8 protein-coding genes are annotated in these 14,034 nt (G+C 66.2%); 6 read left to right on the top strand and 2 right to left on the bottom strand.

Features of this window, described 5'->3' with window-relative positions; translation table 11 throughout:
- The first annotated feature begins 217 nt into the window (after positions 1-217).
- The 3 genes from AC5RTE_RS14920 (at position 218) to AC5RTE_RS14910 (ending at position 2,873) form a co-directional block, all read left to right on the top strand.
- Positions 218-544 (top strand): hypothetical protein, encoded by a 327-nt coding sequence (locus tag AC5RTE_RS14920; protein WP_494042156.1) that lies wholly within the window; start codon positions 218-220, stop codon positions 542-544.
- Between the two features lie 124 nt (positions 545-668).
- Positions 669-1,142, top strand: a complete 474-nt coding sequence (locus AC5RTE_RS14915; RefSeq protein ID WP_494042155.1) for a GNAT family N-acetyltransferase — start codon at positions 669-671, stop codon at positions 1,140-1,142.
- A gap of 180 nt (positions 1,143-1,322) precedes the next feature.
- The gene (locus AC5RTE_RS14910) at positions 1,323-2,873 is read left to right on the top strand and encodes a phospholipase D family protein (protein WP_494042154.1); all 1,551 of its coding nucleotides are present in this window, start codon (positions 1,323-1,325) and stop codon (positions 2,871-2,873) included.
- A gap of 43 nt (positions 2,874-2,916) precedes the next feature.
- Here the strand turns inward: AC5RTE_RS14910 and AC5RTE_RS14905 are convergent, their stop codons facing one another.
- Complete coding sequence (locus AC5RTE_RS14905; protein ID WP_494042153.1) at positions 2,917-4,377, bottom strand: HNH endonuclease signature motif containing protein; 1,461 nt, start codon at positions 4,375-4,377, stop codon at positions 2,917-2,919.
- 171 nt (positions 4,378-4,548) lie between these two features.
- Between AC5RTE_RS14905 and AC5RTE_RS14900 the strand changes: the two genes are divergently transcribed.
- From AC5RTE_RS14900 to fdhA, 3 genes are all read left to right on the top strand, one after another.
- Positions 4,549-5,109, top strand: coding sequence for a hypothetical protein (locus tag AC5RTE_RS14900; protein WP_494042152.1), 561 nt, complete (start codon positions 4,549-4,551; stop codon positions 5,107-5,109).
- Positions 5,106-8,006, top strand: a complete 2,901-nt coding sequence (locus AC5RTE_RS14895; RefSeq protein ID WP_494042151.1) for an ATP-binding cassette domain-containing protein — start codon at positions 5,106-5,108, stop codon at positions 8,004-8,006. The genes AC5RTE_RS14900 and AC5RTE_RS14895 overlap by 4 nt, the downstream gene beginning before the upstream one ends.
- Before the next feature lie 283 nt (positions 8,007-8,289).
- The gene (gene fdhA / locus AC5RTE_RS14890; protein WP_494042150.1) at positions 8,290-9,507 is read left to right on the top strand and encodes a formaldehyde dehydrogenase, glutathione-independent; all 1,218 of its coding nucleotides are present in this window, start codon (positions 8,290-8,292) and stop codon (positions 9,505-9,507) included.
- Positions 9,508-10,273: 766 nt separating this feature from the next.
- Here fdhA and metH read toward each other — a convergent pair.
- Positions 10,274-13,918 (bottom strand): methionine synthase, encoded by a 3,645-nt coding sequence (metH, locus tag AC5RTE_RS14885; protein ID WP_494042149.1) that lies wholly within the window; start codon positions 13,916-13,918, stop codon positions 10,274-10,276.
- Positions 13,919-14,034: the final 116 nt, after the last annotated feature.

The following is a 14,034-nucleotide window of genomic DNA, read 5'->3' as shown; positions in this document are numbered from 1 at the left end:
CTCCACACTCGTGCGCCGGCTGCGGTCTCCTCGTAAGGTCAGGCCTAACCCGGTACCGGGTGGCTTCGGGGACCGCTGATTCTCCTTCCCCGGCAGCGCGAGGAGCATGGGAGGCGGCCAAGAATGTACAAGGTGGATTCAGCCCGCCGATGTGGCCGCCACGACGCGCACAACTCGGGCACAGAGCCGGCCCAGCAATCGTGGGGAGCTGGCTTTGGTGCAAAAGACTACTAAAGCTACGCGCACCTGGTTGGGACTGGCCTTGGTTTCCGCCGTCCTGCTGGGCGGCCTCATCCTCGCCCAGTTCGCCGCCACAACGAGAAGTTTGTATGCCGCTTGTCTGGCCGTTGGACAGGACTTTGACCGGAACTTTCGTCTTCGGCACCCACACGATGGCCTGCCGGTCTTTCCGCTGCACAACAGGTGCAACGCTGCCTATGACCTCGTCCCCGAATGGGTCAACCCTGCGTTGACTGTGCTGGCAGTGGTGGTGATCATCTCGCTGATTGGTCTGCTCTTCAGCCGTATAAAGGAACCGCTCTAGGTTCCGAGCAGTTGGACGCGGCGCAGGACCAGAAGGAGGCGAACGGCGGCAGGAGATGTGGCGTTGACCGCAGGGGGTGGCTGACGGCGTAGGCGTCACCTGGCCCCGCGGTAAGTTTGTGGCCATGATTTTCATTGACCGGGACGACCCCGCACGGGGCGACGTCCGCCAGCTCCTGAGCGAGCATCTGGCTGACATGTTCGCCACCTCGCCAGCCGAAAGCGTCCACGCCCTGGACCACTCCGCACTGACCGCGCCGTCGATCACGTTCTGGACCGCCCGTGAAGACGGCGATCTGCTGGGTTGCGGCGCGCTGAAGCTGCTGGACTCGCCGCCCGGTGCCGCGCAGCACGGCGAGATCAAGTCCATGCGCACTACAGCGACGGCGCGGGGACGGGGCGTTGCCACAAGCATGCTCAGGCACATCCTCGATGACGCCCGGAGCCGAAACTTCGAGCGGGTCTACCTGGAAACCGGCACCGAGGACTACTTTGCTCCCGCGCGGCGCCTGTATTCCCGCCACGGCTTCACCGAGTGCCCGCCCTTTGCCGGCTATGCCCTTGACCCCCACAGCGTTTTTATGGAACTGCGACTCTAGGCGGGGCCTCAGATCCGTTGCGCCGGCCCGCAGCGGCAATCGGTTCACTCGCCGTCGTAGGCTACTGAATAGGCGGGACGCCTAGTGACGGGCCTCGGGCCCCGGAAGGGACATCGAGTGGGCAGTGATCCTGGTACATGGTTCTTGAGTGGCGGTGAGAGGGGGAACTCAGCCACCCACGTGCACGCGGAAGATGCTGAATCGGCGGCCTGGTCGGAGGGCAACCTCGTGCGGCCCCTGGTTCACGGGGCCACCTACTTTGCCCGGCTGCATGAGGAGCTGACGGCTCTGAACGCGGGCGATCGCGTGTGGTTCACCGACTGGCGTGGCGACGGCGACGAGCGGCTAACGCCGGACGGCCCGACGATCGGTAACTTGCTGGCTCAGTTAGCACGGGCCGGAGTGGAAGTACGCGGCCTGATCTGGAGATCCCACGGAGAGCGCGTCTCGGCGCCGATGAGCTGGCGGTCAAACGAGCTCCTCAGCCGCCAAATCAACGACGCCGGCGGTGAGGTGCTGCTCGACCAGCGGGTGCGGCTCTTCGGCTGCCATCATCAGAAACTGTTCGTTATCCGCCGTCGCGACGACCCTTCCCGGGACGTCGCCTTCGTGGGCGGTATCGACCTCTCCCACGGCCGCAGGGACGATGCCGACCACGCGGGCGACCCCCAGGCGGTGGATATGGACTCCCGCTACGGCAAGCAGCCTCCGTGGCACGATGCTGCCCTTGAATTGCGCGGCCCGGTTGTGGCGGATGTGCTGGAGTTGTTCGCTGAACGGTGGAACGATCCTCATCCCCTGGACCGGCGAACACCGTACCGGATGCTGCTGCAACGCCTTGCTGACATGCCCCGACATCCCGAGCCCCTTCCGGAGACTGCACCGCCCCCGCCACCGGCCGGCCCTCACGCAGTGCAGCTGCTGCGCACCTACGGCGTAAAGCATCCGGCGTTCCCGTTCGCTCCCGGCGGTGAACGGAGCGTCGCCCGGGCCTACACAAAGGCTTTCGCCAAGGCCCGCTCACTGATTTACATCGAGGACCAGTACCTGTGGTCGGCAGAGGTCGCCGCGGGAATTGCAGCCGCCCTCGAGCAGAACCCCGGACTGAACGTGATCGCCGTGGTGCCCCGTTACCCGGACTCAGACGGTCCGCTTGGCGGTCCGCCCAAGAGGCTCGGGCAGTTGCGTGCCATCGAGACTATAAGCCGCGTCGCGCCCGAGAGGTTCGGCGTGTTCAATCTGGAGAACAAAGCCGGGACTCCGATCTATATCCATGCCAAAATCTGCATTATTGACGACACCTGGTTCACGTGTGGATCCGACAACTTCAACCGTCGATCCTGGACCACGGACAGCGAGCTGACCTGCGCGGTTATGGATACCTCCCCTGTCCAGGGGGAGGCGATCGGCGCGGGCGCTCGTTCTGAGGCTGCCCAACCGTTGGCCCAAAGGCTCCGGCGCCAACTGTGGGCCGAACACCTGGGCCTCGATGAGAACGACCCCCAGCTCGACGACCCTGCGGGCGCGCTGGGCCTGTGGAATGCTGCCGCTGAGGCTTTGGATCATTGGCACACAACGGGCCGCCGTTCGCCCCGCCCTTCCGGCCAAGTACGGCACCACGTCACTGAACCCGTGTCGCGCTTTCAGCGTCTCTGGGCCAATCCTGTCAACCGTTTCCTGGTGGATCCGGACGGCCGCCCCCGCAAGTTGCGTGGCACCACCCAGTTCTAGGCGAGGAGAATGCCCGAGGGCGGCTACGAGGCGGCCGAAAGCATCAAGCGGCGAGGCACGCCCCGATTGCCTGTTCCAAAGGGCTGTCAGTAGCGCGCAGAAAGTCACGCGGCAGGCCGTATCGCGGCAGGAGTGGTGGCAGGAGTGGCGGTTCCCGGTCCGGGTGTTCAGCCGGGTAGAACCGGCCTGTGGGTGAAATCCAGCCAGGCGGCTCATTTTTCGTGGCCGGCGTCGGCGCCCAGGTGGAGCGGTGTTTGAGGCGGTGGTGTTTTGGGCACGCCTGTCCAAGGTTGCTGACCCCGGTGGTGCCGCCGTGCTGCCACGCGGTGAGATGGTCAACGTCATTGTCCAGGCTGTGATTGCTGCAGCCCGGGAAGGTACATCTGCCGTCCCGCATCTTGAGCCACCGCTTGATCGCTTCCGGGAGCCGATAGTTGGTGTACACGATTTCCAGCGGCGCCCCGTCACGGGGATCGACCAAAACCCGGTAAAACGAGCCGGCACCGTCGGCAACAAGCCGGCGAGCCATCGACGGCGGGACCGGGCCAAGCCCGTCGACCTCAGCGGGTTCGTCAGTGACGCCCAGGAGGGAGAAGACCGGGACGGTAACGAGCACTTCAGCTTTAGGAGAGGGCACGTCCCCGGCTTTCTGAGTCGCGTTGCCCAGCAGCAGCCCGCCGCCGATGTCCGCGCGCAACTGTGCAAGGTTGCGTGTTTCGTGTGGGCCTTGAAGGCCGCGGGCAATGGCGGTGGTCCTGTTCCAGATGGCGCAGGCTGTGTCCCCCGGGAGGTAGAGCGAGATCCAGGCCATGCCGTCCCGGTCCGGGCTGTACTCCATCCGCCGGTCCAAGAGCTTTTCCGCATGGCGTTTTTCAAGGGACTCCGGGTGGTGGCGTTCACGCCACGCCCGGACCTTCCGCCGGAACCGGGCAGGCACCAACTCTCCCGGTGCGGCACCCCGGGCCGGTGCGTCCGGACCGAAGAAGTGCGCTTCCAAAGCAGCGGCTGCTGCGGGGGTGAGGCCGGTTGTTTCCTCCACCACGATGCGGGCGTGCTGCCAGTTGATGCTGCCGGTTTGCAGCGCCTTGAGTACCGACGGAAGCGACGTGGTCAGCGCGTGGGCTTCTCCCAGGAGGGCGGAAGCGGTGCGTCCGCCGATGGTCAGCACGCCGGCGACTTCCGCCACCAGGCTCATCTCCTGCGCCGACGTCTCATACGCGCTGGCCGGCGGGCCCTCAAGCACCGCTGTGGCCTCCGCGTAGGCGGCCACAAGCTTCACTTTCGCCGCGGCCGTCGCAGCCTCAACCCGTGCCAGTACCTCCAACCCCGCCAGGCACGCTTCGGACAACTCCTGGACCGGATCAGCATCGGGAAAACGTCCTTCCGCTGCAGCCAAAGGACAGGCAACAACACCGGCAAGCTCATCCACCAGCCCGGCCACCGACGCTACGGCAGCCGCCACCGCGGCCCTGCCTCCCGCATCGATAACCACACCTGCTTCCATACCCAAAGCATCGCAGGGGGGTCTGACAATTCGGGACCTACGACGGCAGGACCCTCCCGCCGTCGTACACCTCGATCTGAAGCTGCAAGCGACGGGCAACAGCGCGGTCCGCCAACGTCATACAACGAGACAGCCTCGGGATCAGGACAAGCAACGCCCTACCCTTGACTGGTGACTTTGACCAAGATCCGCACCGCCGCCGCGGGCTCCCTCGCCGCCGCTGGTCTCCTCTTTTCCCTTGCCGCCTGTTCCGCTCCGGCCACCCAGCCAGCGGCCTCTGAACCCGCCCCCACCACCTCAGCGAGCGCCAGGTCATCAGCCGCCAACGAGCCGTGCGACGGCGTGAAGCTCATCGTCGATTCGGGCGCCCTGGACCAGGCCGCTGCTGACAGCACCACGTGCGTGCCCGTCACCGAGCCGACAGTGGCGTCCGACCTGCTAGCCAAGGCGAACGTGAAAACGGAAGGCACCACCGAATACCCCAATGAGCTGGTGTGCCGCGTGAACGGTGTGCCCGCCGCAGACTTCGACATCAAGCACAAGGGCGGCACGTACCGGGAAGAATGCGGCAAGATGCCCGCAGCCTTCGCCTACTGGGCACTCTGGGTCAAGCCGGCCACCGGTGACTGGGCCTACGCCCAGGAAGGCCTCGCCACCTTGAAGGTGAGCCCGGGCGAGAGCCTGGAACTGCTGTTCACGGTCGACGGCGAACCGGCCGCCCCGGCAGCATGACCTTCCGATCCGCGCCGTTTCGGGCAGGGGCGGCTCTCGCCGTTATCTTCGTCGCGGCGCGGGTCATCTACCGGATCCTCTTTAACGGAACCGGCATCGGCAGCCCCGTCCTGCTCAACCTGCCGCAGGTGCCGCTGCCGGCCCCGTACGCCCATGTGGTCCTCCTCGGCCCGGTCACCGCACCCGGCCTGTGGGCGGCAGTCCTGTCCGCCCTGCCCATCGCCGGGATGATCCTCGCCTTCGGCATGCTCAACGCCTGCGTGGACGTGACCCGCGTCTTCATGCGCCTGGCACGCGGCGGGCCCGTGCAGGGCATCGCCCGGATGCTCGTGGTGGCCTGGGCGGCGCTCCCCGCGCTTTCCGACGCCGTAACCTCAGTGCGCCTGGCCTTCCGGTTGCGGGGTGAACGCTTCGGAGCCCGTGCCCTGGTGCCCGTACTCGAGCGCACCCTCGAGCACGCCGGCCGGGTTGCCGCAGCCCTCGAGCTGCGCGGCTTCGGGAGCCGGGCGTTACATAAGGCTGGGGACGACGACGGCGGCCCGCTTCTGGTGCGCACCGCCCAGTTCCGCATCGGTGACGCCCGGGTGGCCGTCGACGAATTCACACCGTCGAGCGGATCCATCAACGTCATCACCGGACCGACCGGTTCCGGCAAATCCACCATCCTCCGCGGCATGTCCGGCCTCCTCTCCCATGCTGACGGCGGCGAGATCTCCGGCACGGTACGTGTCGCCGGAACGGACCGTGCCGCCACTCCCCCGCGCGATACGGCCCGCCTGGTCGGCGTCGTCCTGCAGAATCCCCGCGCCGCCTTCGCCACCACCCGGGTCCGGGACGAGATCGCCCTGGCTCTCGAGCTGCGCGGCGTGCCGTCCGCGGCGGCTAAAGCCCGTGTGCTGGACGTGGCGGCGAGCATCGGGGTGTCGGCGCTGCTGGACCGGAATCTCGGCACTCTCTCGGCAGGCGAAGCGACGCTCGTGGCCATTGCCGCCGCGGTGGTCGAGCACCCGCCACTGCTCCTGGTGGACGAGCCCCTGGCCGACCTCGACACTTCAGCGCGCGGGCGCGTCATCGCCGTGCTTCGTGCGCTCGCCCGTGATGCAGGTGTCTGCGTCGTTGTGGCCGAGCACCGGGCGGAAGCGCTCGTACCTGTTGCCGATTCCTGGTGGACCATCGACGACGGCGCCCTGGTCCCGAGTGTTGCACCAGCCGCCTCCTCGCGGGCTGCCCAAGTCCTTCGGTCGCCAGTCGGGCCATCGCCGGACGAGCCCGTGCTGACGGCGACAAACCTCGCGGTACACCGGAAGGGCAAGCCGTTGGTGCGCGACGCGTCCCTCACCCTGCACCGCGGTGAAGTGGTGGCCCTGGTGGGGCCAAACGGTGCCGGAAAGTCATCCCTGCTTGTCGCTCTGGCCCTCGGTGAAGGCACCGGCGCAGTAACAACTGTCGACGGCGGCACGGACGACGGCGGCCGGGTTGCCCTGGTGCCGGACGCCTCGGATGACCTCTTCACCAGGGACACGGTCGCGGGAGAGCTCCGCGCAGCCGACCGGCGCCAGGCACGCGCTGAGCGCCAGGCTGAACGAAAAGGCGCGCATCGTCGTCGCCCTGGCAGCGACGAGGGATCTCCGATACCGGCGGCGTCACGCCTCGCCCGGTTGCGCGGAGACGTAACGATTCCGGTTGGGCACGAGCATCCCCGGGACCTCTCTGCCGGCGAGCGCAGGATCCTGGCCATCGCACTGCAGACCAGGGACGATCCGCAGGTGCTCCTGATCGATGAGCCCACCCGCGGCCTCGATCAGGAGGGGCGCAGAGCAGTAGCGGGTGCGCTGCGGGCCGCAGCGGACGCCGGTGCCGCAGTCCTGATCGCCACCCACGACCTCGACTTTGCACACGGTCTCGGCGCCCGGATCCTCCCGATGCGCGATGGCTTCGCGCCCTCACCGGTGCCGGCAAACGCTCCCGAACCGGTCCTTTCCACTTTCCAGCCTGCAGGCGGGGAACTGAAGACCAAGGCCATCGGGGAACATACAGGCTCCCAAACCCCACAAAGGCAGCGCCGTATCCAGATGCCAGGCGCCGTCGAACTCGCCGTTCTCGCAGCTGCAAACCTGCTGGCCCTCGCCGCCTTCTGCTGGCCCTTGCTCGCAACAGCCCTCCCCCAGGACGCCGCCGCGGCGCTCCCCTACGCGGCCCTGGCGATGGCACCGCTCGCCGTCGTCGCCATCATGGTGTCCCTCGACGGCTCGGTACGGTCCGCGCACATGGTTGCTTTGCTCGGTGTCCTGGCAGCAGTCGGTTCGGCGGTGCGCGTGGCGAGCACCGGCGTCGGGGGCGTGGAGGCGGTTTTTATCCTGCTGATCCTGGCCGGGCGGGCGTTCGGCCCCCGGTTCGGGCTGCTCCTCGGCGCCGCAACCATCGCCGTCTCCAGTGCCTTGTGGGGCGGCATCGGCCCCTGGACGCCGTTCCAGATCTTCGCCTGCGCATGGGTAGGCGCAGGGGCCGGCTTGCTCCCCCGCAGGGTGCGCGGAAAAGCGGAACTGTGGATGCTGTGCGGCTACGGCGCCGTGGCGTCCTACCTGTTCGGCTTGCTGACCAATCTGTGGTTCTGGCCTTTCGCGGTCGGTGCAGGGACCGGCATCTCCTACCAGCCCGGAGCCCCGCTCAGCACCAACCTGAGCAGCTTCCTGCTGTACTCGCTGGTGACGTCGACGGCGGGATGGGACACCCTGCGTACCGTCACCACCATCATTGGTATCGCCGTGATCGGCAGGGCTGTGTTGGCCGCGTTCCGGCGGGTGAAGCCGGTCTCCAGTCCGGGCGGAAACGCCGGCGGAGGCACTGCGCACACTGAGTCCGTGCAGGTCAGGGACCGGCAACAACTGAGGGCCTGAAAACCTGCCTTAATTAGCGGCCGGATGCCGCCAAGCCAACCATGCAGCAAATCTGCACGGTGGTTTACAAAATCTTGCGCTTTTATTGATGCTCTTGTGACCCTAGTCTCATTTGAGCTGTCCCGTGCCCGTGAAGGGTGCTTCGGTGGCCTGGACCTGGGGAGGTATCCCCATCGAAGCACCGTTCTCGGGTTATGGGGCAGCGCCTGCAATATTGCCGGACCGGTGCTAGGCCATCCGAGAGGAAGGCCTGGCACCAATACCCCTACCAACAGGAGTGCCCATGTCAGGAAACAGAGCTGTCGCCTACAAAGAACCCGGTGTTGTCGAAATCATCGACACCGACTACCCGACGTTGGAACTCAAGGACGGGCCCGGCGTTAATCCGGCCAATGTGGGCAGAAAAGTACCCCACGGCGCGATCCTGCGGACAGTGACCACCAACATCTGCGGCTCGGACCAGCACATGGTCCGGGGCCGGACCACGGCTCCCAAGGACCTGGTCCTTGGCCACGAGATCACCGGCGAAGTGGTGGAAGTCGGTCCGGACGTGGAGTTCATCAAGGTGGGAGACATCGTCTCTGTACCTTTCAACATCTCCTGCGGCCGTTGCCGGAACTGCAAGGAGCGCAAGACCGGCATCTGCCTGAACGTCAACCCGGATCGCCCAGGCAGCGCCTACGGTTACGTGGACATGGGCGGCTGGGTGGGCGGCCAGGCGGAATACGTTCTGGTTCCCTACGCTGACTGGAACCTGCTCAAGTTCCCGGACCGCGACCAGGCCCTGGAAAAGATCATGGACCTGACCATGCTTTCCGATATCTTCCCCACCGGCTTCCACGGCGCCGTCACCGCCGGTGTGGGCGTAGGATCCACCGTTTACATCGCCGGTGCCGGCCCGGTGGGCCTCGCAGCCGCCGTGGGCGCGCACCTGCTCGGTGCCGCCGTCGTGATTGTCGGCGACATGAACGAAGACCGGTTGGCGCAGGCCCGCTCCTTCGGCTGCGAAACGGTCAACGTCTCCAACGGCGATCCGAAGGACCAGATCGAGCAGATCCTGGGTGTCCCCGAGGTGGATTGCGGCGTGGACGCCGTAGGGTTCGAAGCCCGGGGGCACGGCAAGGACGCCTCACACGAAGCCCCGGCCACCGTGCTGAACTCCCTGATGGACATCACTGCGGCGGGCGGCGCCCTTGGTATTCCCGGCCTGTATGTCACGGGCGACCCCGGCGGAATCGACGACGCCGCCAAGCACGGCTCCCTGTCGCTGTCCCTGGGCACCGGATGGGCAAAGTCCCTGTCCTTTACCACCGGCCAGTGCCCTGTCATGTCGTACAACCGCCAGCTGATGATGGCCATCCTGCACGACAAGGTCCAGATCGCCAAGGCAGTAAACGCCACGGCAATCCCGCTTGAGGATGCACCGCGCGGCTACGCCGAATTCGACGCCGGCTCGGCCACCAAATTCGTGCTCAACCCGAACGGATACGTCAAGGCGTAGGACCCCACGTAAGTAGCAACCCGCCCTGGTGGCACGGGCCTTCCTGGCCCGTGCCACCAGGGCGCATCCACCCCCAGCATCACCATCAGCATCAGCAAAGGTAGTCACATGACCCATCGCAACGAGCAAGAATCAATTGTCCGCCTTAGCAGCAACGGGAAGGAGCATGGTGACATCCAGCTGGAAGCATCGAGTCCCGTGACCGTTCGGCTCCAGCTGGATGGGGGCTGCAATTGCCAACATGGTGCCCAGAAACGCCCCGGTTCGTATGTTGACACCGACTTCGGCGTCCGCTGACAGCGGCTGCACAGGCCTTTCTGCATGAGCCCCAAGGCCTGGTCCACCTTCAGATAGGCCAGCAACCTTCGCTGCACGGATGATCATGACAGGCATGCCCAGCTGCACTCCAACTGACAGTTCAACGCCCTCAAGCTTTACGGAAGATTCACTGTCAACAATTCTTCAGCGGGAATAGCCCGTCCGCTGGCCCGACGTCGTACAGCGAAAGGCCCCGCAGCATGGGGGACACCGCGGGGCCTTCCTGGTCGTTTCGCAATTTTGGGGGATATGCGAAACAACCGAGAAGCAAAACTACCGGCAGGTAACAAGTTCAGCAACTTGCATTTTTGCACGTCCGGCCTGCAGCTGTGCAGATATAAACCACCACTGCGGAGCTGGTTGGACATTACGTCAATGCCGCCCAGCGGAGCTGGCTGTGCCCGGGTGGCTCCCTCCCCCAGGCCAAACCCCGGCCAAAGACCGCAGCTCACACCTTGAAGTACTTCGCCTCCGGGTGGTGGAACACGAACGCGTCGGTGGACTGTTCGGGGTGCAGCATCAGCTCATCGCTCAAAACCACGCCCATCCGCTCGGGCTTCAGCAGCTCCGTCACCTTGCGGCGGTCCTCCATGTCCGGGCACGCGGGGTAGCCGAGCGAGAATCGCGCTCCGCGGTAGTCGAGCTTGAAGTACCCTGCCGTGTCCTTCGGCTCCTCGGCCCCGAAACCCAGCTCCTTGCGGATGCGGGCATGCCAGAACTCGGCAAGCGCCTCGGTTAGCTGCATGACCAGGCCGTTGAGCTCGTAATAGTCGCGGTACTGGTTGGCGGCGAACATCTTGGAGGTGAACTCTTCGATCTTCGAGCCGGCGGTGACCAGCTGCACCGGCAGCACGTCAATCTGCCCGGATTCGCGCGACTTCACGAAGTCCGCGAGGCACAGGTGCCGGTCGCGGCGCTGGCGCGGGAAGTCGAAACGCAGCCGGTCGGTACCGATCGGGCCGCCTGAACCACCATCCGGGGCGAGCAGACCCGCGGTGCCAAGGACGCCGTCGCGGTCCTCCCCGTGGTGCAGCACCACCACCTGTTCCCCTTCGGAGACCACCGGGAAGTAGCCGTAGGCGACGGATGCATCGAGCATTCCCTCGCCGAGGATGCGGTCCAGCCAGTACCGCAGGCGCGGCCGGCCCTCTCGTTCCACCAGCTCCTCGTAGGAGGCGCCGTCCTCGCCGCGGCCGGGCTTGAGCCCCCACTGCCCCATGAAGGTCGCGCGCTCATCGAGGAACGCCGAGTAGTCGTGGAGCGAGACGCCGCGCACGATGCGCGTGCCCCAGAACGGCGGCGCGGGCACAGGGTTGTCGGAGGCGACGTCAGACCGGCCGGGCATAGCCTCCGGCTCGGTCACCGTGAACTTGGCGCCTCCCTTGTGGATGCGCTTCTTCAGCGGCGGAAGGCCGACGTCGTCCGGCGACTCGCCGCGGGCGACGCGGACCAGCGGTTCCATGAGGGAAAGGCCCTCGAAAGCATCCTTGGCATACCGGACCACGCCGTCGAATTGCTCCGCCAGGTCCTGCTCCACATAGGCGCGGGTCAAGGCGGCGCCGCCGAGGATCACCGGCCACTTCTTCGCCAGGCCGCGCGACTGCAGCTCCGCGAGGTTTTCCTTCATCACCACGGTGGATTTCACCAGCAGCCCGGACATGCCGATCACGTCGGCGTTGTGCTCCTCCGCCGCCGCCATGATCTCGGCGATGCCCTGCTTGATGCCGATGTTGACCACTTTGTAGCCGTTGTTGGTGAGGATGATGTCCACCAGGTTCTTGCCGATGTCGTGCACGTCGCCGCGCACGGTGGCGATCACCATGGTGCCCTTGCCGGAGGAATCCGACTTCTCCATGTGCGGCTCGAGCAGGGCCACCGCATTCTTCATCACCTCGGCGGACTGCAGCACGAACGGCAGCTGCATCTCGCCGGAGCCGAAGCGCTCACCGACGACCTTCATGCCCTCGAGCAGGTGGTCGTTGATGATGCCGAGCGGGGTCATGCCCTCACTGCGGGCAAGGTCGAGGTCCGCTTCAAGGCCCTTGCCCTCGCCGTCAATGATGCGCCGTTCCAGGCGCGCGCCCGTAGGCAGCGCCGCGAGTTCGGCGGCGCGCTGGTCCTTGAGCGCAGCGGTGTCGACGCCGGCAAACATGTCCAGCATGATGGCCAGGGGGTCGTACGTGGTGTTGCCCTCGGCGTCGTATTCGCGGCGGTCCCAGACGAGGTCCAGGGCCACCTTGCGCTGTTCCTCCGGCAGTGAGGCGAGCGGCACGATCTTGGCGGCGTCGATGATCCCGCTGGTCAGGCCCGCCTGCACGGCCTCGTGCAGGAAAACGGAGTTCAGGACCACGCGCGCTGCGGGGTTCAGGCCGAAGGACACGTTGGAGACGCCGAGCGTGGTGTTGATGCCGGGGTACTTGGCAGTGATCTGGCGGATGGCCTCGATGGTTTCGATGCCGTCCCGGCGGGTTTCCTCCTGGCCGGTGGCGACGGGGAAGGTCAGGCAGTCGACGATAATGTCCTCGACGCGCATCCCCCATTCGCCCACCAGGGCGTCGACGAGGCGCGAGGCGATGGCCACCTTGCCCTCGGTGGTGCGGGCCTGGCCCTCTTCGTTGATGGTCAGGGCGATCACGGCGGTGCCGTGTTCCTTCACGAGCGGCATGATGCGCGCGAAGCGGCTGTCCGGGCCGTCACCGTCCTCATAGTTGACGGAGTTGACCACCGGGCGGCCGCCGATGTGTTCGAGCCCGGCCCGCAGTACGGCTGGTTCGGTGGAGTCCATGACCAGCGGGAGCGTGGAGGCCGACGCGAAGCGTGAGACGATCTCCTTCATGTCGGCCACGCCGTCGCGCCCCACGTAGTCAATGCAGACGTCCAGCAGGTGCGCGCCGACGCGGATCTGCTCGCGGGCGATGTCGACGCAGTCGTCCCAGCGCTCTTCGAGCATGGCCTGGCGGAATGCCTTGGAGCCGTTGGCGTTGGTGCGTTCACCGATGGCGAGGTAGGAGGCGTCCTGGTCGAAGTTCACGTGCTGGTAGAGGGAGGCCACGCCGGCTTCCCGCTCGGTGGGGACGCGGGCGGGGCTGTTATCGCTCTTGGCGACTGTTCCGCTGGTGCGGAAGGGCGCAAGACGTTCGACGACGGCGGCCATGTGCTCCGGCGTCGTACCGCAGCAGCCGCCCACCAGGCCCAGGCCGAATTCACGCACGAACTGTTCGTGCGCGGTGGCGAGTTCGGTGGGGGTGAGAGGGTAGTGCGCGCCGTTGGCGCCGAGGATGGGCAGGCCGGCGTTGGGCATGCAGGCGATGGCGACCGAGGACTGCTTGGAGAGGTGGCGCAGATGCTCGCTCATCTCGTCCGGGCCGGTGGCGCAGTTCAGGCCGATGGCGTCGACGCCGAGCGGTTCGAGCGCGGTGAGTGCGGCGCCGATTTCGGAGCCCATGAGCATGGTTCCGGTGGTTTCGACGGTGACCTCGACGAAGATGGGGAGCCGGATGCCGCGGGACACGATGGCCTGCTTGCAGCCGTTGACGGCGGCTTTGGTCTGCAGGAGGTCCTGGCTGGTTTCAATGAGGAAGGCGTCCGCTCCCCCGTCGATCAGGCCCTCGGCCTGCAGCGCGAAGGTCTGCTTGAGGTAGTCGTAGGTGGTGTGCCCGAGGCTGGGGAGCTTGGTGCCCGGTCCCATGGAGCCCAGGACCCAGCGCATCCGCCCGTCTGTTTTTTCTGCCGCTTCTGCGCGTTCGCGGGCAATCTCTGCGCCCTTGCGGGCGAGCTCTTCAATCCGGTCGTCGATGCCGTAGTCGGAGAGGTTAGACCAGTTGGCACCGAAGGTGTTGGTTTCGACCGCGTCGATGCCCACCGCGAAGTACGCGTCGTGGATGTCGGCGAGGACATCCGGACGCGTGTCATTGAGGATCTCGTTGCAGCCTTCCAGGCCCAGGAAGTCGTCCTCGAGCGACAGGTCTCGGCCCTGCAGCATGGTGCCCATGGCGCCGTCGGCAATTACGACGCGGTGGTTCACAGCATCCAGCAGCTCCTGCGAGCGGGCTGGGCGGGGGACGGACTCAATATCGAGCGCAAAACGAGGCATCTAAACAGGTTACGTGTGGCGGCTGGGTCGTTGCGCTGTGTGTCCGTGTACTACGACGGCGGGTTGGGTGGGCTTCCTAGTCGTTCGCATGTAGAAGTTGGGTGTGCAGTAACGGT

This window comes from Arthrobacter sp. K41 (assembly GCF_059089645.1).
The sequence above is the reverse complement of the archived record's forward strand: the minus strand, read 5'-3'. Positions and strand labels throughout refer to the sequence as shown.